This window comes from Candidatus Lariskella endosymbiont of Hedychridium roseum, assembly GCF_964020185.1.
GTDB lineage: Bacteria > Pseudomonadota > Alphaproteobacteria > Rickettsiales > Midichloriaceae > Lariskella.
The window spans coordinates 1,368,626-1,390,393 of sequence record NZ_OZ026538.1 but is presented as its reverse complement, the minus strand read 5'-3'; the positions used below and the strand labels follow the sequence as shown (position 1 = coordinate 1,390,393).

At 35.5% G+C, this 21,768-nt stretch carries 19 protein-coding genes and 1 tRNA gene; 19 read left to right on the top strand and 1 reads right to left on the bottom strand.

The annotated features are described in order from the left end of the window. Positions 1-3: 3 nt before the first annotated feature. The 19 genes from lipB to AACK98_RS06970 all read left to right on the top strand — a co-directional run bounded on the left by lipB (position 4) and on the right by AACK98_RS06970 (position 20,356). The gene (gene lipB / locus AACK98_RS07060; protein ID WP_339041047.1) at positions 4-687 is read left to right on the top strand and encodes a lipoyl(octanoyl) transferase LipB; all 684 of its coding nucleotides are present in this window, start codon (positions 4-6) and stop codon (positions 685-687) included. Next, positions 668-1,198: a TlpA family protein disulfide reductase gene (locus tag AACK98_RS07055; RefSeq protein WP_339041045.1), complete on the top strand. Its 531-nt coding sequence runs from the start codon at positions 668-670 to the stop codon at positions 1,196-1,198. Before lipB ends, AACK98_RS07055 begins: the two co-directional genes overlap by 20 nt. Next, the gene (locus tag AACK98_RS07050; RefSeq protein ID WP_339041043.1) at positions 1,185-2,216 is read left to right on the top strand and encodes an aminoglycoside phosphotransferase family protein; all 1,032 of its coding nucleotides are present in this window, start codon (positions 1,185-1,187) and stop codon (positions 2,214-2,216) included. Before AACK98_RS07055 ends, AACK98_RS07050 begins: the two co-directional genes overlap by 14 nt. Further along, positions 2,216-3,385, top strand: coding sequence for an 8-amino-7-oxononanoate synthase (locus AACK98_RS07045; RefSeq protein WP_339042661.1), 1,170 nt, complete (start codon positions 2,216-2,218; stop codon positions 3,383-3,385). The genes AACK98_RS07050 and AACK98_RS07045 overlap by 1 nt, the downstream gene beginning before the upstream one ends. 131 nt (positions 3,386-3,516) lie before the next feature. Beyond that, positions 3,517-5,520 (top strand): heme lyase CcmF/NrfE family subunit, encoded by a 2,004-nt coding sequence (locus tag AACK98_RS07040; protein WP_339041041.1) that lies wholly within the window; start codon positions 3,517-3,519, stop codon positions 5,518-5,520. Beyond that, complete coding sequence (locus AACK98_RS07035) at positions 5,477-8,842, top strand: UvrD-helicase domain-containing protein (protein ID WP_339041039.1); 3,366 nt, start codon at positions 5,477-5,479, stop codon at positions 8,840-8,842. The genes AACK98_RS07040 and AACK98_RS07035 overlap by 44 nt, the downstream gene beginning before the upstream one ends. 91 nt (positions 8,843-8,933) lie before the next feature. Then, a complete protein-coding gene (locus tag AACK98_RS07030; RefSeq protein ID WP_339041037.1) occupies positions 8,934-9,149 on the top strand; it encodes a hypothetical protein in 216 nt (71 codons plus the stop codon). A 353-nt stretch (positions 9,150-9,502) separates the two neighbouring features. Then, complete coding sequence (locus AACK98_RS07025) at positions 9,503-10,486, top strand: peptidylprolyl isomerase (RefSeq protein WP_339041035.1); 984 nt, start codon at positions 9,503-9,505, stop codon at positions 10,484-10,486. Positions 10,487-11,162: 676 nt separating this feature from the next. Next, positions 11,163-11,597: a ribonuclease HI gene (gene rnhA / locus AACK98_RS07020; RefSeq protein ID WP_339041032.1), complete on the top strand. Its 435-nt coding sequence runs from the start codon at positions 11,163-11,165 to the stop codon at positions 11,595-11,597. A 355-nt stretch (positions 11,598-11,952) separates the two neighbouring features. Beyond that, positions 11,953-12,027, top strand: a tRNA-Asn gene (locus AACK98_RS07015). A 71-nt stretch (positions 12,028-12,098) separates the two neighbouring features. Then, positions 12,099-12,317, top strand: coding sequence for a 50S ribosomal protein L32 (gene rpmF / locus AACK98_RS07010; RefSeq protein WP_339041030.1), 219 nt, complete (start codon positions 12,099-12,101; stop codon positions 12,315-12,317). A gap of 739 nt (positions 12,318-13,056) precedes the next feature. After that, the gene (plsX, locus tag AACK98_RS07005) at positions 13,057-14,127 is read left to right on the top strand and encodes a phosphate acyltransferase PlsX (protein ID WP_339041027.1); all 1,071 of its coding nucleotides are present in this window, start codon (positions 13,057-13,059) and stop codon (positions 14,125-14,127) included. A 445-nt stretch (positions 14,128-14,572) separates the two neighbouring features. Then, the gene (locus AACK98_RS07000) at positions 14,573-16,369 is read left to right on the top strand and encodes an LTA synthase family protein (protein WP_339041025.1); all 1,797 of its coding nucleotides are present in this window, start codon (positions 14,573-14,575) and stop codon (positions 16,367-16,369) included. 237 nt (positions 16,370-16,606) lie between these two features. After that, positions 16,607-16,990: a hypothetical protein gene (locus tag AACK98_RS06995; protein WP_339040485.1), complete on the top strand. Its 384-nt coding sequence runs from the start codon at positions 16,607-16,609 to the stop codon at positions 16,988-16,990. Continuing rightward, positions 16,894-17,265, top strand: a complete 372-nt coding sequence (locus tag AACK98_RS06990) for an IS1 family transposase (RefSeq protein WP_339042506.1) — start codon at positions 16,894-16,896, stop codon at positions 17,263-17,265. Before AACK98_RS06995 ends, AACK98_RS06990 begins: the two co-directional genes overlap by 97 nt. Positions 17,266-17,556: 291 nt before the next feature. Beyond that, positions 17,557-17,994, top strand: coding sequence for a flagellar basal body-associated FliL family protein (locus tag AACK98_RS06985; RefSeq protein WP_339042659.1), 438 nt, complete (start codon positions 17,557-17,559; stop codon positions 17,992-17,994). Positions 17,995-18,053: 59 nt separating this feature from the next. Continuing rightward, a complete protein-coding gene (locus AACK98_RS06980) occupies positions 18,054-19,022 on the top strand; it encodes a FliM/FliN family flagellar motor switch protein (RefSeq protein WP_339041023.1) in 969 nt (322 codons plus the stop codon). 14 nt (positions 19,023-19,036) lie between these two features. Then, positions 19,037-19,567, top strand: a complete 531-nt coding sequence (locus AACK98_RS06975; RefSeq protein ID WP_339041021.1) for a DUF6468 domain-containing protein — start codon at positions 19,037-19,039, stop codon at positions 19,565-19,567. A gap of 6 nt (positions 19,568-19,573) precedes the next feature. Beyond that, a complete protein-coding gene (locus AACK98_RS06970; protein ID WP_339041019.1) occupies positions 19,574-20,356 on the top strand; it encodes a MotE family protein in 783 nt (260 codons plus the stop codon). A 393-nt stretch (positions 20,357-20,749) separates the two neighbouring features. On the opposite strand, the gene AACK98_RS06965 is transcribed toward AACK98_RS06970, so the two are convergent. Continuing rightward, positions 20,750-21,673: a class I fructose-bisphosphate aldolase gene (locus AACK98_RS06965; protein WP_339041017.1), complete on the bottom strand. Its 924-nt coding sequence runs from the start codon at positions 21,671-21,673 to the stop codon at positions 20,750-20,752. Between the last annotated feature and the right edge of the window lie 95 nt (positions 21,674-21,768).

The window sequence follows — 21,768 nt, the reverse complement described above, 5'->3', positions numbered from 1 at the left end:
ATAGTGCAGTTCTTCAGGTTAAATCAAACAAAAGTCGCATGTATCACATCAAAAAGTTTAGTGCCATATCAGGAAGCACTAGATTTTATGAGTAAGCGTGTAGATATGATTATAAATGGAACAGCAAATCCTTTGATTTGGCTTTTGGAGCATGTACCAATATATACAGCTGGTGCTATGACTCTTTCTGAAGATTTGATATCACCAAAGATACCGGTAATTAGTACTGATAGAGGAGGACGGTGCACGTATCACGGACCAGGCCAGCGTGTGCTTTACATAATGCTGGATTTAGGCGATATGTACTATGAAAAACCTGATATAAAAGACTTTATATTAAGAATCTCACAACTACTGATTAATATACTGAAAAATATAGGTGTAATTGCATTCTGCTCAGCACAAGGCACCGGGGTATGGATAAGAAATAAAAACGTTGAAGAAAAGATTTGTTCGATTGGAGTAAAGGTGAAAAAGTGGGTCACATCACATGGAGTCGCAGTGAATATCTCACCAGACTTAACTAAGTTTGATGATATAATTCCATGCGGCATACAAAACTGCAGAATGACATCGCTTGAAAAATTAGGCAAAAATATTACTATAAGCGAATTTGATTCTATAATAATCAAAGAATTTAAAAATCTGTTTAATTGTGAGTGCTATTATGAAGAAATTTTTATCTAAAGCAGTTCCAATAGTATTGATATGTATATTTTTTGTAATGTTGATTATAGTATCAAACAAGAAAGGTGATAATCATATAATAGAAGAAGAAGAGTCATTTTATGTTCAGGTTCCAGAAGCTCAGCGATTCTTTTCTACTGATAGTAGTTTTTCTCTTTTACCGTCTCATAATGAAAAATATAAGGTTATATACGTTTTTGCTTCGTGGTGTCCTTCTTGTTCAAAGCATATAGGATTAATACAGGAAGTGAAAGGAGAGTATGAGATGAGCGTGATAGGTCTCAGTTGGGATGAAAATCAAGAAAATTTAAAAGAATGGCTTGCTAAGAATAGTAATCCCTTCGAAGAGATAGGTGCACTTTCTTCAGATCTGGTGATGGAGCTTGGAGTATCTGTTCTCCCTGCTGTCTTTATCATAGATCAAACATCAAAAATCGTGTATCATGATGAAGGTGACATAGATGAAACACAATTTAAAAACGTACTGGATAAAATCGATGCCGTATATTAATCGATCTTACAGTGATTTTCTAAAACAAGCATGCGTTCTGCAGGATATATATAACCTGGATGAGATGCCAAGGGATTGTTCCACAAGGCAGTATACAAGAATAATAGAGCAACGCTCTGACAAAACGTATGTGCTCATGGATAGCAGTCTGGAGATTGATTCATGTGTGTCATTCTCTAAAGTAGGACGATTTTTAATAGAAAACCAATTTAAAGTTCCTAAGATATATCACGAATGTCATAATTCTGGATTGATGTTGCTTGAAGATTTTGGAAATTTAACAGTATCACAAGCTCTTGAACGTGATAATAGTATCGAAAGTTTGATCTATATCAATGCAACAAATAACCTGATTCAACTTGCTAAATCTGCTTGTAGCTTAGATTTGCCACATTGTGATGCAAATATTCTAAATAAAGAGCTACAGGTTTTCCTGGATTGGACGCTAAAGTTTATCATCCCAGAAGAGGGTAAATTTAAATCTGCAAGTAATGATTTCCTTGGTATCTTTACATCGCTTTATAAGATTATTGAGGATATGCCACGCATCATGATGCTCAGAGATTATCATGCTGACAATTTGATGCTACTTCCCACACAAAAGCAGGCAGAATGTCAAATAGGAATTTTAGATTTTCAAGATGCGTTACTTGGCAGTCACTGTTATGACCTTGTCTCATTACTGGAAGATGCAAGAAGAGATGTAAGTCCAGAGGTAGTCAATGTCACAAAAGAACACTACTTTGATCACTTTAAAGATGAAGTTCCTAAAGAAAAGTTGGAAGCAGCCTATACTATACTAGGCGCTCAACGGAATCTAAAGATTATAGGGATCTTTCGCAGACTATATATGAAATATGGGAAGGGGCATAGACTATCCTCACTACCACGAGTTACCCGCTATATATTTGATAGTTTGAATAGCCCGCAGCTGTTTGAGCTAAAGAATTGGTTTGAAGAATATATAACGCAAGGCAAAGATCAAGATTCACATATTTTCCTTAGAGATTGTGTTTGATGACTCATTCTGCATTATATAATGAGTTCTGCAGCTCGCTTAAATCTGAACAAATTTTTAGAATGCTGGGACAGGTCGCAAGTCACAGCAAATCTTTGATAGATTTTACTAGTAATGATTATCTTTCTCTAAGTAGACATCCGGTTATTGTAGATGCATTTTGCAAGTATGCTAAGGAATTTGGTGTTGGAGCTACAGGCTCTAGACTGCTTTCTGGCAACTTACAAATTTTTCATGATCTTGAAAAACAAGTCGCTGCAATGAAGCATACTGAAGCTGCACTTATATTCAGCTCTGGCTACCAAGCAAATTCTACAGCACTAAGTAGCATGCTCGACACTAAGGTTTTGCAAAATCAAGCACTAGTATTTTTTGATAAGTTAAATCATGCTAGTTTATACCATGGGTGCATGCTTGCAGGTGCTAAGATGGTTAGATACAAGCACTGTAACACTAAACATCTGCGTATCCTCATAGAGCAATATAAAGATGATGTTCGTCCAAAATTTATCGTTTCAGAAACTCTGTTTGGAATGGATGGCGATATAGTAGATATTGCAGAGCTTATTACCATTTCAAGAGAATTTGGTGCATTTCTATATCTGGATGATGCACATTCAACTGGTATGTTTGGACAACATGGCCACGGACTCTCATCAAATCATGATTTTGAAGGTATTGATTATGCAATTATGGGTACATTCAGCAAGGCAATAGGCGCAAGCGGAGGCTACATAGCATGCTCCAATATACTTAGGAACTATTTAATAAATAGATGTGGTGGCTTTATATATTCAACAGCAATGCCGCCGGCTTTAGCGGCAGCAATTCTAGCTGCAATAGCTCTTCTACCAAGCCTTGATGAGCAAAGAGACCATATTATGCGACTTGCAAATGCATTAAAACAACAACTTACTAGCAGAGGATATGATATAGGGACGAGCGCCGCACATAACTCACACATAGTGCCAATAATACTGGATTCTAGTAAAGATGTGGTTCTTTATAAAGACGCTTTAATGGAATCTAAAATTGCGGTATCTGCAATTCGTCCGCCGACATCTCCAACGCCAAGATTGAGAATAGCCTTAATGGCAAAACATAGTGAATCTGATATAGAGCATCTCATTAGTAGTATAGTAAAGAATATACAGCCGAAATCTTCTTAAAAATACTAATTTCTAAGGCGACATAACATGACAGCTCTGATATCATCTTCGCTGTTAAAGCAATAAATCTTTGCATCTCAGCCTATATTTTCTATGAAATTAGGCAAAATACTACAAGGAATAATAAACTTATGATTCCAGATCTTGGCGTTTTACTACTTTACCTGGCGCTTATCGCATCTCTTGCTCCTATTACTTTATATGTCGTGCAAAGACTTTTTTGCTACTTCAGCGCAAAGCGTGCAAAACAAACATCATTGATTGAAGTACAGGCAAAATTGAAAAGCATCAACATCTCAGTAGAAAAATATTTGAGGATCTTATCTATAGGCCAATTCTTACTTATCAGCGCTTCTTTTTTATGCTTATTGTTCTCCTATGTTAATTCTGATTTTTCTGTATTGAACGTATTATATTACTCGAATAAAATACAGCCACTCTTATATAAAATAGCTGCAAGCTGGTCCAATCACGAAGGATCTATGCTTCTTTGGACACTAGTATTTAGTTTTTTCAGCTGTGCATTTGGAGTCATTCATATAGGAAAGCTAGTTATCTCATTTCACATAATCAATGGTATATTTAGCGCTGCATTTTTATCGTTTGTAATATTATTCTCAAATCCATTTGAGAGAATATTTGCGCCAATCACAAGTGTTTTTGGACTCAATCCATTATTGCAAGATGTTGGAGTAGTGATGCATCCTCCTGCACTATACCTTGGTTACATAGGATTTTCAGTTGCGTATTCTGCAACACTTGGAGCGCTTCTCACAAACAATATAGGAAGGTCTTGGGCTGTAATGATCAGGCCATGGGTTGTGATTTCATGGTCTATACTTACCATTGGCATCGCACTTGGCAGCTGGTGGGCATATAGAGAGCTCGGATGGGGCGGTTTCTGGTTCTGGGATCCTGTAGAAAACGCATCAATAATTCCTTGGATTCTTGGCACAGCTCTTTTGCATAGTCTTTTGCTCTATATAAAAACAGAAAATGGTCGCAGTGCCTGCGTTATCCTTTCTATCCTTACATTTACTTTCAGTATGTTTGGCACATTTTTAGTGCGTTCAGGACTAATTACTTCAGTGCACTCATTTGCAAGTGATCCGTATCGCGGAATAATAATATTGACCTTTGTTGCATTATCAACAATAGCATCTTTTACAATATATGTACTGAAGTCTAATGAGGAAAATAAACTAAAATCTCAGCCTGAACTATTATCTCTTAGCACTACTTTTGCCGTGCAAACTATTTTGCTGAGTGTAGCTGCATTTACCGTTGTCCTTGGCACTCTATATCCACCTATCCTTGAAGCAATCATTGGGCGGAAGATTTCAGTCGGTGCTCCATATTTTAATATCATTTTTAATCCTTTAATTATTGCACTTATATATCTATGCTGCTTTTCTGTTTATGTAGGATGGCAAAATAATTCGATACGACTTTTAATGCAAAAACATTGGCCTTGTGCAAGCATTGCCATAGTTCTCTGCGCCGTAATGATGCTTGCGTTTAAAATCTCAAGTCCTTTAGTAATTGCAGCAATACTGGGCGGACTTTGGTTAATATTGATCATGCTAAAATTAGTGCTCTCAAGTATCTTATACAATACCCGAGATTCTAAGAGGTATAGCTCACCTGGGATGATATTAGCACACCTTGGAGCTGGAATAGTAGTGCTCTCTATTGCTCTTAACTCTTGGCTTCAAGAGGAAAAACAGGTAATGCTCAAAATGTATGAGCACATAGAGGTGAAAGGTTTTAAGGTAGTATTGAATGAGTTATCTTATAAAGAGCATAAGAATTATATTTCGAAAGCGGCAAGCTTTAATGTTTATGATAAATGGGATCATTTTATAGGCCAAGCCAATCCTGAAGTACGTATTTTCCCGATAGAGAAACAGCAAACCACTGAAGCTTCTATCATACATGGAATTTTTGCAGATATATATGTTACGATAGGAGATTTGATAGAGTCAAAACAAGCGCTCATTGTACAAGTTTATTATAGACCTATGATGGGCTGGATATGGTTTGGTAGTTTTTTGATGTTTTTAGGTGGAATTTATAGTGTCATCTCACAAATTGGAAAACACAGAGTTAGAGGACAAAATACTGCTGGCAAGTAATCTGCAGCGGAAGGGCAGCGATCCAAACTCCTCAGTTTATATATCGGCATCTGCAGGTACCGGCAAAACAAAAGTTTTGGTAGATCGAATATTGCGATTGCTTATGAGCGGCACTCACCCAAATAATTTGCTTTGTCTAACATTTACAAATGCTGCAGCAGATGAGCTTATTTCGAGACTTAAAAATAAACTTGCTCTATGGATGTCTTTAAATGATCTAGAAATCAAAAACGAATTACAAAACCTCACAGGACGAAAAGACATTGAAAACATAGAAATATCAGCTGCAAGGCAGCTTTATGGCATATTTTTGGATAATATAGAGAATATTAAGATACAGACGTTACATGCATTTTGCAATAAAGTGCTAACACTATGCCAAGTGCTCACTGATAATACAAACATAAGAACCAGCTTAATTGATTCGTTTCGAAAAAAGCAGCTGATCGAACAAGCTTACTTGAATGTACTGCAAAATGCGACATCAGATCTTGCGCTGCAAATCAAAAAACTAGCAAACATTAGAGATCATGAGACACTTCTAAACGATGCATTAGAAGCAATTAATAAAATGGAGATAGAGCATGATTCAAATAATGCTGGGTTTGATATATTCACTTTTTTTCATGCAGATAAAAGCAAGACATATGATGCGCTGCTGAAAAGTGAGGTTATAAGGCTCGCAGAGACAGTAAATATTCCAGCTGTCACGTTAAACACTTTATGTCATGTCGTAAAAAATAAAACAGATAAAAATCTAGTTGAAACGCTGAAGATATGGCAACGAAGCGATTTAAAAGATAAAATCTCTATCTTTGATCAGTATATAAATGCTTTTTTAACATCTGAGAGAGTTCCAAGAAAAAAATTACTATCAAAAGAAGTGGGTGATAAATACCCTGAGATATTAGATGCCTTAACAAACGAACAAAGTCTTTTGTATCAAGTTTCTCAAAAACTTGAAAATCAAAAAGCAGCAGAGATCTCGTATGCAATGCAGTGTTTTACCATGGCTTTGAAAACCGAGATAGAGAAGCTAAAGACAAAACACGGTTATGCTGAATATGACGATTTACTAATTCAGACTTTTAATATACTGAGCGATAGCCTAGATAAACAACATCTTCTTTATAAACTTGATTCTATGATAGATCATGTGCTGGTTGACGAAGCGCAGGACTTAAGCCCATTACAGTGGGATCTTATTAAATTACTCACAGAAGACTTTTTCTCAGGAGATGGAGCAAAAAGTACGAATCGTACAGTATTCATAGTTGGCGACTTCAAACAATCTATATTTGGCTTTCAAGGTGCTTCTCCAGAGATCTTTTGTGATATCAAAAAATTCTATAGAAAAAGCGCGCGCTTTGCACAAAAAAAATGGGTAGAGCTTGATATGAATATATCATTCCGCTCATCTAAAAAAGTCTTAAATTTAGTTGATAATTTCTTTAACGATTCTGGGCATAAAACCTCACTGGGCGCAAGCCGTGAAGAAAACATTATGCACTTGCCAAGTAGAGACGAAATCGGTGCTGTATATATGCTTCCGCTTCTTGAAGCTGTAGAAACTACAAAAAACGATAATGAGCACGAATGGGAAATACCAGATATTGAGCAGGAAGACTTACAAAACAAGGAGGCTGTAGCCGCAAGAGCGCTTGCATCACATATAAAAAATATTCTTAGCTACGATTCAACAAACCTAAAAGCTTCAGATATAATGGTTTTAGTCAGAAAACGTAGCGCATTAGAAGATCATCTCATTGCAGAACTAAAACACCTTGGCATTTCATGTATAAGCAAGAGCATAAGAGCAAGAAATAGTTTAATAATTCAGGATCTACTATCTCTAGCAAAATTTATTGCTATGCCACATGATGATTTAAATCTTGCTTGCTTGCTGAAGAGCCCATTCTTCAGCATCTCAGAAGAAGATTTATTCAGCATCGCATATGCAAGAGGTGACAATAGTCTGCTTGATTCTATACGCCTTAGAAAACAGAACTTAGTAAGTTTATTAGATTATTTTTTTGATTCAATAAAAGATCGCTCTTTTTATGAATTCTACTCTCATATTTTATATGGATGTAAATACTTAGAAAAATTTGTCTCAAGGTTTGGAGATCATGCCGCATCACCTATAGAAAAATTTTTAGATAAGGTCATGGAATATGAAGTCAGTGCAAGTGGTATAGGTATTGAACACTTTGTAGACTGGATGGTTCATACTTTTCAAGATTCTACTATATCTAACGACTCAGCCTTTGATACAAACTCAATAAGAATAATGACAATCCACGGAGCAAAAGGATTGCAGGCAAAAATTGTAATTCTAGCGGATGCAGCGCACTCTGAAAATGCTCCAAATGACTCACTTGCTTTATATAAAAACCATGTAATATATGGTCTTGCAGAGACTCAAAGTACTATATCAGATGCGATAAAACTAAAAAACAGGCTACTTAGAAATGAAGAGAATATGAGACTACTTTACGTTGCTCTAACAAGAGCTGAAGATAAGCTTTATATATTCGGCTTTAATAACAAAAATATTCAAGCAAGTTGGTATTCGTTGCTACATAATTATGCCCCTTCCCTTGAGAATACTATCACTTGTTCTGATATGATAGATGTGCGAAAAAATCTCAACATAAATGATGCAAAACACAGCAAAGTTGACGCAAAATTATACAATCATCAAACTGTGTTGCATAAGTTAGAGCATGACAACGCTGCAATTGTTCAAAATACACAATCACAAGCTTATATTTGGCAAATGCCAAAGCGACAAGAATTGACAAACACAGCAATTGAGCATAACAATCAATATAATGACGAAGCGTTACGCGGTATTGTTGTACACAAAATACTTCAAAATCTTGAAAAAATAGAATCTGATAAATGGCAAAAGTATACAGAGCAATATATTAAAGGTTGTTATCAAATACATCACTTCTCTGCTGAACAAAAAAATGCAACTATAGCAATCATACTCAAAACCATAAAAAATTTTCATGAAATTATATCATCATCAAATACTTTTGCAGAAATTTCCATTCTTGACTCATTTTCCGCCTCCAAGAAGCTTATAAGAATTGATAAAATTATCGCTAAAGATAACGTTATTGAGATAGTAGAATTCAAGACTAATAATGTCCAACCCATAGAAGAACTGGGCCTTAGGTATTACTCTCAACTAGAAGGATATAAATCAATGATTCAGAAATATTTTAAAGAATATAGTATAAAACTTAGTATTCTATCATTATATTCGCAACAAATGATCGAGATCAATATTTTTAACATGCCTAACAAATAGTACTATCATATTTAAAAATATAATGTTATATCCTAATATTATGGCCTTTGGGTCTTTGTGATAAATTTTATATTTTTTAGGTACAGAAAAAATGATGAAAAACGTTCTGAGCGCTTTGGTTGTTGGTGCAGTAGCTCTTTCCTCTACGGCTTTTGCTGCTGACGCGAATCCTGCTGTTAATAAGGATTCTGACATGATGGCAAAGTGCCAAAAAACTGAGTATAAGAATACTAAAGAGTGCCAAGACTTCATGCAACAGCAAGGCAAGCCAGCTGATAAAGAAACAACAGATGCTGTGAAAAACTAACACTAGGCACTTCAGTTAGTTTAAACCGTTACAATGAAGAGCCTAGGATTATTTGGTCTAGGCTCTTTTGCCGTCTCTGATTCAAATAAATTGTTGCATTATGCAGCTGTGTTCGATTTCTTGATCAATAAACGCAAACGATAAATAATTAATGCTTTATCAATTCGCTCAGACGAAACATATAGCAAAAACGATTTGCCTTATAAATAGCATTATTATGATATGATCTTGAATTATTCGTTTAAATTTGCTATACAAGTGCTTCTTGCTAACTTTGTCACATTTTAAATGTTCGTAACCCATGAGCATTGTACCATACCTATTTTATAAAGGACTTTTCAGCTTTTAAGGAAATGTTAATGCGTTGTTTAGGATTTCTTCTCTCTTTTTTACTTTTATTTCTTAATTGTTTTAGCCACGGATACTGCGCTAATAGGCAGCGCGTTGTAGCAATTGTCAACAACGAGATAATCACCAGCCTTGATCTAGAAAGACGAGTCTATTCTATTATAAAATTTGGTAATTTGCCGAATGATGATGAGTTCATACGTAATCTGTCAAAACAGATATTAAATTCGATGATTGAAGAGAAGTTAATAGAAGAAGATGCAAAGCGACTTGGAATTACAATATCTCAATCTGACATCGACAAAGCTATAGACCAACTTGCTCTTCAAATGAATATTCCAAGGCTAAAGTTGCCAGAAATATTTAAATCTGAAGGAGTGAACTTTCAAGCATATAAAGATAATATTAAGATACAGCTAATCTGGCGCGATATAAAAAGTCAACTTGCGGCACATGTTAGTGTCTCGGAAGAGGAAGTGAAAGGCGCAAGGCTTGCTTATGAGCGTATTAAAGCGCAAGCTGCTTCCTTTGCAAATACAAAAGTAAAATTAGCTGAAATTGTCATATATGTGCATGATAATGAAAAAACAGCTGAAAACGCGCTCAATATACTGAGTGAAATATCACAACAGAAAGATTCATCTAAAAATTTTGCAAACCTAGCAAGGTCTCTTTCTCAAAGCAGCAGTAGTAGAGAAGATGGAGTGATCGGCTGGATAAGGATTGGGGACCTTGCGCCTGAGATACGCTCTGCAATCCAATATATTGAGCCTGGACAAATATCCTCGCCAATTATCTTAGAGGAAAGTATCATGATATTAAAGGTAATAGACAAACAAGCACCTCGCAATGTTCCAGCATCACAGATAGATAATACAAAAATTGATTCTGAAATTCGTGGCATGCTAATGAATCGTAAGGCAGAACTGCATACTAGGAATTATATAAGCAAATTAAAGCAAAAAGCATTAATAGAAATTAAACAATAGTGTTAAATCCACTTTGCTTAGCCTTAGAGCTATAAAAAAGCCATAGGTTTTACAAAGTCTATCTGTCAAAATTGATTTGCTGCGCAAATAAATTTTTGCGGAAAATAAATATATAAAAGTACAAAAATTAGCCTAAAGACGCAGCCCTGCGCTAATTTTCGGATATATAATTTGTCCTGTATCTATCCAATACTACTTAACAAAATCCATAAGATTTTTGGTAATTTTGCAATTTTTTCTCCAGGACTTTAGGTGCATCATAATTGCTTGCAGGCCAAGATAAATCATATGTTCCTTAGAGTTATGACGCAGGCGGCTATAAAAAAAGCAGAACTTCAAGTTTGTTCTTATCATATTTGATATATACCACAGATAAATGAAGAGTTGGTATTTAGCTTGTAACATTACGAAGTTAGACTGCAAAAAGAGCTAGGGAGAGTGCTGTGTGCATGTGTCTAAATACATAACGAGCGCTCCTTCAGGCGCTAGTTTTGAAAAGTATGATGAGTATATCTCTGATAAATAAAGCGCAAGGTAAAGTGCATTGCTTAATGGACGCAAAGTTAAAACATTTGCTTGCACGCGCTTTTAAAACGAGATCTATAGGAATTCGTTTTGCTATAGTGTGTAAGGTGAGCTCCTAAATAATTTACATTTAATAGTCAGCTGAAAACGTATGACACAAGATGATTTAGTGACAATATATTGCGATGGCGCATGCTCTGGGAATCCTGGTCCTGGAGGTTGGGGAGTTGTTCTTTTGTTTGGCAAGCATAAAAAAGAGCTGTATGGTTACGAACAAAGTTCAACAAACAACAGAATGGAATTAACAGCTGCAATTATGGGCGTTGCAGCTATAAAAAAGCCTATGAAAATTGCAGTATATACAGATAGCATGTACTTAAGGCGTGGCATTACTGAATGGATCAAAAAGTGGAAGCATAATAATTGGAATAACGGGAAAGTAAAGAACAAAGATTTATGGGAACGTCTCGATTCACTTTGCTTAATGCATAAAATTACATGGCACTGGGTAGCAGGACATAGCGGAGATTACTATAATGAACTAGCAGACAGCCTCGCAAGGAGAGCTATACTACTGCAAAAGTAATACTAGAAAAGCAAACTTATAAAGCAAACACCTTAAATGTAGGCTTATATTTTTATTGACATGTTGCAATAATTTTTATAGGTTCACCTTTGGTGGTTTGGAGTATACCTCTAATAAATGGAGAGTTAGTATTTAACTTGCAACACATTGCGGAGTTAGACTTCAAAAAGAGCTAGGAAGAGCGCGAGTAAGTATATAAGAATACATAACGAGCGATTTGACTACGCCAATTTTGAAAAGTATGGCTAGTGTATACGCTGTTTGATCATATCTACTTCATATGTGAAGTGAGTGCGGTTTATATTAACCTTACTCTATGCGAATCTTTCGCAAGAGCTTTTCCTGTTCACCTTGTTCCTCGGTAGCTCAGTGGCAGAGCAAGCGACTGTTAATCGCTTGGTCGCTGGTTCGAATCCAGCCCGGGGAGCCACTTTTAATCCTTGAGAATGCTATAGTGCAATCTCAAGAAAAACTAATTGTCAGAAGATTTTTCATACTAATATGGCTGTACCAAAAAGAAAAACGTCAAAAGGCAAGAGAAACCAGAGAAGGTCTCACCATGCTCTAAAGAAGATGAACATAGCATTTGATGCTACAACCGGAGAGCCAAAGCTTTCTCATCATATTTCGTTGAAGGATGGGTACTATAATGGCAAGGTAATGCTAAAAAAAGCTAGCAAGACTAACACTAGCGCCGATGAAACTGACGCTGCTGTATAAATAAAGCATGTCGGCTTGACGCCGATAACTTTTGTATTTAGACGTTCTTAAGTTTTTAGTTTTGTTGATTTTACTTTTACTTGTTTGGTATATTGTTTAATGTGTATAGTTGTTCAACACATTTGTCGTGGTAGTAATCATGAAATTTGGCTATCCTTTAATACAATAAAAATTTTAAAGTGTTTTTATACTACTTGCAAAATTTTATTCAAGTACTTTGCTTTTGTTCTGCATGAATATCACAAGTGTTGCTGTGGTGTTTAAAACCAAATAGACTAAGAGAAGATTGTTAGTTTTTACAGAAAGTTTTGGTTATATGTTTTAGCAGCATTAAATAGTCTGTTCGTCAAAAATTGATTTGCTTGCGCAAATAAATTTTTGTGGAAAGTTAAAGTTAAATGTACAAAAATTAGCTTTTAGGGGCGGCCCTGTGCTAATTTTTGGATGTATAATTTGTACGGTACCTAGCAAATACTGCTTTCACAAAATCCATAAGGTTTGTAGCAATTCTACCATTTTTGCTGCTGGGCTTTCGGTGCATCGTAATTACTTGTAGTCAAGATAAATCTTGCGCTTCAAAGGTTATGATGCAATAACTAAATAAGTAAGCTAAAATCTCAACACTAGGTTGAAAAGAAAAACGAAAGAGAGTGGCATTTTTTATAGCTACCTGATTAGTGTATTGAAGGTTTTTATAATTTAATGCATAGTGAATATCCCTCTTTACCATAATTATTAGATGGAAAAAAACATTACCATTAGCGTTGATTTAATGGGCGGCGCTGGCGCTCCTAGAGTTGTACTTGAAGCAATCGCACTTACCTATTTTAATCGTAGTGACCTACGCTTTATGCTATTTGGAGATGAGGTTGTAGTAAAACCCGTAATCGATGAACTAGGACTCCCACAAGATATTTTTTCGTTACATCATACCAACGGAGTGGTTTTGGACAACGATAAGCCTATTTATGCTCTAAAATATGGAAAAAATTCCAGTATGAGGATGTCTATTGAGGCGGTCAAGAGTGGAGAAGCATCAGCTTGTGTGTCTTGTGGCAACACAGGAGCGCTTATGGTAATTGCTAAGTCTGTACTTGGTACTCTGCAAGGTGTAAGAAGACCAGCTATAGCAGGCCTTTTTCCTCATCTATATGGCCGCTCAGTTATGCTGGATATGGGAGCAAATAATGAGTGCAATGAAGTTGTGCTATTTCAATTTGCTGTAATGGGTCTATGTTTCGCCAAGGTTCTATTAAATGACTCTCCTTCCATAGCAATTTTAAACATTGGAAAAGAAGAAGTGAAAGGACGTGATCTAGAACAAAAAACTTCCGAATTACTCAGAGAATCTGGCTTGAATTTTATAGGTTATATTGAGGGTGATGATATAACAAAAGGCAAAGCAGATGTAATAGTTACAGATGGTTTTTCAGGGAATTTAGTTTTAAAAGCATCAGAAGGCGCAGCACATATATTTCTTAACCTCATAAAACAAGCTTGTCACTCTGGCCTAACAGCAAAGCTTGGTGCTCTACTGTTAAAGAAATCTCTGAAAAAAAGCCTATCTTACCTAGACCCTAATATGAATAACGGTGCTATGTTTATAGGATTAAATGGTATAGTAATAAAAAGTCATGGCTCTGCAAATATTGAAGGCGTTTTGAACGCCATACTTACAGCATCAGAACTTGCAAAACGAAACATCAACGAAGCAATCTCTGCAGAACTAAATATATTGGAAGAGAATGGAATAGGGTTGAATTTTGTAGATAAAATTAAACATACGTCAGCTAAGATTTTAGGTCTCTAGTGCAAGATGAACTAAATATGTTATTTTTTAAAATCTTAACTTTAGTCTCAATCTTTAGAGACGGTTTGGCATACATGTTGAAACACTGCATAATATTTAAGTAGTAATATTTCTCTATATCCACAGTTTTTAGTCTGTCCGTCAAAAATTGATTTGCTGCGCTAATTTTCGGATGTATAATTTGTCCTGTTCCTAGCAAATACTACTTAACAAAATCCATAAGATTTTTGGTAATTTTGCCACTTTTTCTGCTGGACTTTAGGTACATCATAATTGCTTGCAAGCCAAGATAAATCCTACGCTTCTTAGAGTTATGACGCAGGCGACTACTTAACTTAGCTTAAATATAAGAATGAATGTTTACATACAAAGAATACCATATTTCAAGACCACTTTGCTTCTATTTTTATTGTTTATGATAGCTCAGAACATAGCGCGCGCTAGCATGATGTTTCAGTCTATTCATGATATTAATATCGAATTTTCTACTCTTCCTCATCTACTTGCTGTAAGCTTCATTTACGACTTAATTGCATTTTCATTCCTGCTTCCTATTATAGTAATATTTTTCTTCCTAACAAAACTTGGTAGCTATTCTATATGTAGGATTTTATTTTTCTTTATATATATATATATATTGCTGTTTACTACCATTGCAGAGTATTTATTCTGGGAAGAATTTGGCACTCGATTTAATTTTATAGCTGTTGATTATCTTGTTTATACACACGAGGTTATAGGCAACATATTAGAGTCTTATCCAGTTACAATGATTTTATCTGTAATTGGAGTAATATGTGCTCTATTTGCTCTCCTCATTGAAAAGATATTCAAAATTATTACTAGACAAGAAAGTCAGCAATTAACTCATAGGAGTTGGTATACTCGCTCATCTATTGTGCTGTTCAGCTTCGCTTTGCCTGTAATTTGTTTCTTATTATCAAACAATAAGCTTTCAGATATTACTCAAAATAGATATATTAATGAGCTCTCTAAAAACGGATACTTTGAGCTCTTTTCAGCATTTAGAAATAATGATCTTCCTTATGAAGAATTCTACTTAACTGAGCAAGACGAGTATTTATTTCCTATTTTAAAAAATGAATTAATCACTAAGAATTCTGAATTTACAGGAGATGGAATAAAAAGGACTGTAAAATCTATAGATGATGCAAGACTCTATAATGTTATATTAATAACAGTTGAAAGTTTAAGTGCAGAGTTTCTTAGTGGTTTTGGTAACACTAAAAATCTCACACCGAATCTTGATCTACTTACACATGAGTCGCTGTTTTTTAGCAATTTACATGCAACAGGAACCAGAACTGTATATGGACTTTCAGCAATAACCCTATCTATTCCACCATCCCCTGGAAATTCTATAATTAGAAGGCCAGGAAACGAAAATTTGATATCACTTGGCTCAATTTTGAACAGCAATGGCTATGAAAGCAGTTTTATATATGGTGGTTATGGTTATTTTGATAACATGAACTATTTTTTTGGGACAAATGGCTATAAAGTGGTAGACAGAGCGAATCTTAGTAGTAGTGAAATCACCTTTGCTAATATATGGGGTGTTTGTGACGAAGACTTATTTAATAAAGTAATAAAGGAAAGCAATAATTCTTATGCACGCTCTAAGCCTTTCTTTAATATGGTCATGACGACCTCGAATCATAGACCATTTACCTATCCAGATGGCAAGATAGATATTCCATCTGGATTTGGTAGAGAAGGCGGAGTAAAATACACTGATTATGCTATTGGGAAATTTCTGTTAGATGCAAAAAAAGAGCCTTGGTTCGATAATACAATATTTGTGATAGTCGCAGACCATACAGCAAGTAGTGCAGGAAAAATGGAGCTGCAAAAAGAAAAATATCATATTCCTATGTGGATCTTTGCTCCAAAGATAGTTATGCAAGGTGAAATTACACAATTAATGAGTCAAATAGACATAGCGCCAACTATACTTGGAATACTAAACATTAGCTATACAGCTCCGTTTTACGGAAAGAATGCAATGAATGATAAAATAGAGCGTGCATTTATATCAAATTACCAAAAGTTAGGATATCTAACTAATAACTCATTATTGATACTAAAACCAGTAAAAGACCTTTCATTTTATAATCTGACAGAGTCTCATCATGAACCCGTCACCCCAGATTCCTCCACTTTAGATCTAGCAATTTCTTACTTTCAGTTAGCATCTAAATGGCAATATTTGCAGCGGTAAAATTGCTTCGCTTTTTATATATGAACTTTTTTATAATCTTTTGTGAAAATTATGTAAACTGGGCGGTAATGCACTCTTTAAAGTAAGCATAATATGCTAATAATTTAAAAATTAGAGAGTTTTCACAATTAGATAGAAGTATGATATGATCACTTTTTTAAAAACTAAAGAGTGGTTTTATTGTTTGTTGTAAGGGATGTTGCTCTGATATCTTTGTAAAGAATGGCATTGTGAGGGGTGTACAGCGTTATAAGTGCAGATCATGTTCTAAATTTTGTTGAGGGCGATCTGGGCAAGAAGCCTCAAACAGCTGTTAAGAAAGCATTATGCGTTATGCTATATAGTCTTGGTAATGGCTCTTTTTCTATGTTATGCAAGATATTAGGGCATTCGCCGTCCATAATTTATCGCTGGGTAGTAGAGGCGATGGGCAAGACTCAGGAGCCAGTTGTCTCTTCGGATATTATGGAGATGGAATTCGACGAGATGTGGCATTTTATTGGTTCAAAAAAAACAAGCTTTGGATCATTAAGGCAGTTGATCGTAGTACAAGGAGAACAGTTGCCTGGGTTACAGGCAATCGTGATACTGCAACATTCCAAAAGCTCTACAACAAAGTGAGTCATCTGAAAGAATGTCATTTTTATACGGATGATTGGGATGCTTTTTCTAAAATTTTACCCAAAGAGCGTCATACAATTGGAAAGTCTGGCACAGTATGTATCGAGAGAGATAATAGCAACACGCGACATCATTTATGCCGAATGACACGGCGCACTAAAATCGTTTCTAAAAAAGAGTCAATGGTATACGGATCCATCAAGCTTTGGTGCGCTCTTACTATTACACAAATATTCAAACAATATCAAGAACAGCTCTTATCTATCTTTATGTGAAAACTCTCAAAAATAAAATCTATTATTGCTCTGTTTAATAAAAATACAGTTATAAAAGTTTGGGAAAAAAATACTCGACTAAATAATCGCAAATTTTTCTTAGATTTATAGTTGCAATCTAAAGTTTGCTATGAGATTATCATGGGTAGTGAAATTTATTAATATATCTACATTATGGCAATCAATGACGTCTCCAGCATAAAACCAAAAGGCGATAGGTCTGCAATGGATGGTATGGAAGAACAGCTCACTGACAGAGTACACTCAAAGATCTCTGTTAAATTGGATAAAATGAAACTTTTTATAGCTCTTTGCGTTATTTTGTTGATATTTGCTATTGCTACCTATTTTTTTTATCAAAAGCGAAAAGATAAGCTCGAAGAAATTGCAAAACAACAAGAAGTTGAAGCTGCAGCTCAAAATACTCCTATTTTTACAGACCTTGATGAGATGATAGTGAATCTTGACACTAGAGGCAAGGGTATTAATTTCTTAAAGTTAAAAATAACTCTAGAAGTACAAGACCAGCAAAGTCTTGCTGTCTTAAATAAGCTAATGCCTAAAGTCAAGGATGCATTTCAACTCTACCTGCGAGAACTAAGACCAAACGATTTGTATGGCTCTATCAGTCTTTATAGGCTTAGGGATGAGCTTCTTATACGAATAAACAAAATTTTATATCCCGCAAAAATCAACGATATTCTGTTTAAAGATGTATTAGTTCAATAAAAAATAGCGCTGATTTACGAAAATTCCCCTAAGTTTGTGATTTCAAGGATTTTATCGATATGGAACAAGCAAAGCATGATACACAAGAATCTTACGTGAAGCAAAAATCTGCTAAGGAAGATTCAGGTTACAGAGGAATAAAAGCACTACTCGATAAAAATAACAGATCGCTTGTGCGTCTACCAATGCTTGAAGCTGTGTATGAAAAGTTTGTGAAACTTGCAACTGCTTCATTGCGTTCATATATAGCTGGTGACCTTCACATAGAACATGAGAAAATGCGTGCTGTGAAGTTCGCAGATTACATACAAGAGATACCAACTCAGTCTGTTTTTGCAATATTTAAAATGGTTGAATTTGGTGATTTCGGTTTGATTTCCATCCACGGCGGACTGCTTTATCACATATTTGATATGCTACTTGGAGGACGGAAGTTAGATCCATCTCCACCTGCAGATGGCAGAAGGCTCACTGCTATTGAATGTGATATGTCTAAACAAGTGTTAGCGATTCTCTTGGATTCTTTGAGTCTATCGTTTGAAATCGTGGCACCTCTTAAGTTTCAGCTTGAGCAGGTAGAAACTGACGCTAAGTTTGCAAGAATCATCAAACCAAGTGATATGGGCATCACTTTTAGCTTGCATTTCTATATACCACCCAGAGACGGCAGACTTGATATCATGTTACCATATTCTGCACTTGAACCAATACATAAATTGCTGACGCAACCATTTATTCATGAAAGAGTCTTGCATGATCCAGTATGGTTTAAGCACTTAGAGAAAAGTATTTGCAACGTTACAACTACACTACGTGTTGAACTGAAAAACTCTGGCTCTAAAATGCAAGATCTTCTTAATATGCAAGTTGGTCATACTTTAATATTAGATAAATTTGCAGATGAAGAAGTAGATATCACTATCAATGGAATAAAAGTTACTAATGGTAAAATTGGTAAAGTTGGCGATAAGATAGCAGTACAACTTGTAGATGATTTTGACATAAAGAAGTTTAACAATATTGTATAGATAAAGATAAATATATGTTACTCGATATAGTTGTAATACTGATGCTTTCTATGACAGTCGTTTTCTGTTGGCGGCTTAATAGAAAAATTGTTGAATTGAAGGATAGCAGAAAAGATCTGAAAAATCTTGTTCAAGCGCTCGATAACTCGATCCTACAAACACATAAAAGCCTCGCATCGCTTAAAGAAGCTTCTTCTACAGCAGCATCTCAACTGGATGCACATACAAAGCTTTCCAAAGAATTGGTTAATGATCTATCATTTATGAATGGATCAGCATCAAAATTAGCAGATAGGCTAGAAAGCGCGATTTCAAGAGCAAAGATTGTTATTCAAGAAGATATCTTAGCTGAGGAGGAGCAAGCAGGGCAGAAAATATCATCTACTTCTGGGAAGGTTAGTAATAAGGTGAGTACTAAAGAAGCAAAGGATGCTGAGAAACCCAAAAAAGCTACAAGCACTTCAAGAACAAAACGTACTAGAATAGCAAAAAAAGTTGCAGTAAAACCTGGAACTGTTGTATTACAACAAGAATTTGGGGAATAGGGAGTTATGTTGAGGTTATTACCATATGTGATAGTGTCGCTTGTGTTATTTCTAGGCTCTAAACTGCTAGATGCTTTTGAATATACAGATGCACATGCCAATATTGCCCTACCTGCAACTGTAACAAATGAACAGTCTAATAAAAAAGATAATGCTGAATTTCTGGATAAGAGTAATGAAGTCTCTTTAGCAGCTGTAGATAATAATTTTTCCGATGTGCAAAAAATTGTCGAGGGTATTGCTGTATCATCAGAAACAACAGATAACTCATCTACTGGTGAAAAAGCAGACAGCGCAAAAGATATAGTACAATCTAATGATAGCACTGCTGTTCTAAATGCTTCACAGCAAAAAGAGATATGTACTAGATTTACTGACTTCTCTCCCATAACTCTGGATATACTACAGGAGTTAAAACAAAGAAGAGAAGAGCTTGAAAGTAGAGAGCAAGAATTTTTGCTTAGGTTAAATGCTCTCAATGTACTGAAGCAGGAATTAGAAACTAAAATTGTCAAATTGACAAAACTAAAAACAAATCTTGAATCATCTCTACAGCAGTATGCTAATCATGAGAGAGAAAAGAATGCTAAGCTGGTTAAGATATATGAAAATATGAAACCATCTGATGCTGCGAAAATCTTTGATGATATGCAAACTGCTGTGCTTCTTGATGTTGTAGAGCAAATGAAGGAAACCAGAATTGCCCCAATATTGGCATCTATGGATCCAGAAAAAGCTAAAGAATTAACTATCGGTTTAATTAATCGTAAAAAAATAGCAGTTAATTAGTACGCGCGCCAAAAAGTCTCGGAACAACCATGAAATGGTGCTTGGAGTGCAAAAATGGCGCTTTTAATCCGTAAGAAAATGTTATAATAAATGCAAAAACTTTACGGATTTTATGAAAGCGGTGTTTGCGCGCGGCACAGGACCAATTAATATATCCAAAAATTAGCGCAATGCCATTCCGACCAATTGTGTATCTTGAGTTTATCTGCCATTGAAATACCAGCTTTGTTAGTTTATTTAGCTGATCTATTTAGCAGATAAACTCAAGGATATGCACTACGCATTATGCAACAATGCCGTGCTGAGGCTTTGAGGCTAATTTTTGACGGACAGACTTAAAATGTAAGCACTAATAAAAGGCCGCGCCTACACAAAAAGTGCAATATCGACTCTTCATTTCGCTGATGTATATAGATCTGTAATATGTGATAACATTTTCAGCGCTTCATTCCTTGGTCTTTGAAAAGTATTTCTTCCTATTATAGAGCCATGACCTCCGCCACTGCAAATAGCATTTATATCATTGTATAGATCTTCAAGGCTTTTATGTACTCCACCTGAAAACACGACTATTCTCTTTCCTTGAAATGCACATTGCATTACATGTGCTACTCTCGCGTTTAGTGAATCAATTGTAATGCCATAGTCTTTATACGGATAACTTATATCCATGCTAGAAAGCGTCGCAGCTGGCAATTTCACTTTGATGATATGAGCTCCAATAAGAGCTGCTATATGAGCTGCATATGCAACAACATCAACTGCAGCTTCGGAATTTTTTGAGATATCTTCTCCTCTTGGATATGACCAAATTACGGTTGGCAGACCATAATCTTTTGCTTCTGCCACCACTTTTGCTGCATCCTCCATCATTTTGTCTGCGTTTGCAGATCCAGGATATATAGTGAGACCAACTGCAGCACATCCAAGACGCAATGCATCATGCACAGATGCTGTATAAGCTTGATCTGGAGCTAGAGACTTTGGAGTTAAAAGATTAGAACTATTTAATTTTAGGATCAGAGGAATTTTGTGAGCATAATTACTTGCAATAATCTCCATCATCCCAATTGGCGCTGCAAATGCGTTCAAATTTGCTGCAACAGCAAGCTCTACATGATAATAAGGATCATATGCCGCAGGATTCACAGCAAAACTCTTCGCAGGACCATGTTCAAAACCTTGATCTACTGGCAGTATTACAAGCTTGCCGCTTCCTGCAAGCTTTCCAGAAAACATAATACGTGCTAGATTCGCTTTAGTTCCTGGATTGTCAGAAGTATAATTAGATAATACTCTATCTGCTAATGCACTCATATAAATAACTACCAACCAAAAAATAACGCTAATTTCTCAAATACTTGAATTGCATAATATACATGTTTCGTCAATCGATTTTGATGTTTAGAACT

Bases quoted from the DNA above. Each gene is read 5' to 3' on its own strand.
- AACK98_RS07055 (WP_339041045.1), top strand. From the start codon at position 668: ATGAAGAAATTTTTATCTAAAGCAGTTCCAATAGTATTGATATGTATA.
- AACK98_RS07050 (WP_339041043.1), top strand. From the start codon at position 1,185: ATGCCGTATATTAATCGATCTTACAGTGATTTTCTAAAACAAGCATGC.
- AACK98_RS07045 (WP_339042661.1), top strand. From the start codon at position 2,216: ATGACTCATTCTGCATTATATAATGAGTTCTGCAGCTCGCTTAAATCT.
- AACK98_RS07040 (WP_339041041.1), top strand. From the start codon at position 3,517: ATGATTCCAGATCTTGGCGTTTTACTACTTTACCTGGCGCTTATCGCA.
- AACK98_RS07030 (WP_339041037.1), top strand. From the start codon at position 8,934: ATGATGAAAAACGTTCTGAGCGCTTTGGTTGTTGGTGCAGTAGCTCTT.
- AACK98_RS07025 (WP_339041035.1), top strand. From the start codon at position 9,503: ATGTTAATGCGTTGTTTAGGATTTCTTCTCTCTTTTTTACTTTTATTT.
- rnhA (WP_339041032.1), top strand. From the start codon at position 11,163: ATGACACAAGATGATTTAGTGACAATATATTGCGATGGCGCATGCTCT.
- rpmF (WP_339041030.1), top strand. From the start codon at position 12,099: ATGGCTGTACCAAAAAGAAAAACGTCAAAAGGCAAGAGAAACCAGAGA.
- plsX (WP_339041027.1), top strand. From the start codon at position 13,057: ATGGAAAAAAACATTACCATTAGCGTTGATTTAATGGGCGGCGCTGGC.
- AACK98_RS07000 (WP_339041025.1), top strand. From the start codon at position 14,573: ATGATGTTTCAGTCTATTCATGATATTAATATCGAATTTTCTACTCTT.
- AACK98_RS06985 (WP_339042659.1), top strand. From the start codon at position 17,557: ATGAAACTTTTTATAGCTCTTTGCGTTATTTTGTTGATATTTGCTATT.
- AACK98_RS06980 (WP_339041023.1), top strand. From the start codon at position 18,054: ATGGAACAAGCAAAGCATGATACACAAGAATCTTACGTGAAGCAAAAA.
- AACK98_RS06975 (WP_339041021.1), top strand. From the start codon at position 19,037: ATGTTACTCGATATAGTTGTAATACTGATGCTTTCTATGACAGTCGTT.
- AACK98_RS06970 (WP_339041019.1), top strand. From the start codon at position 19,574: ATGTTGAGGTTATTACCATATGTGATAGTGTCGCTTGTGTTATTTCTA.
- AACK98_RS06965 (WP_339041017.1), bottom strand. From the start codon at position 21,673: ATGAGTGCATTAGCAGATAGAGTATTATCTAATTATACTTCTGACAAT.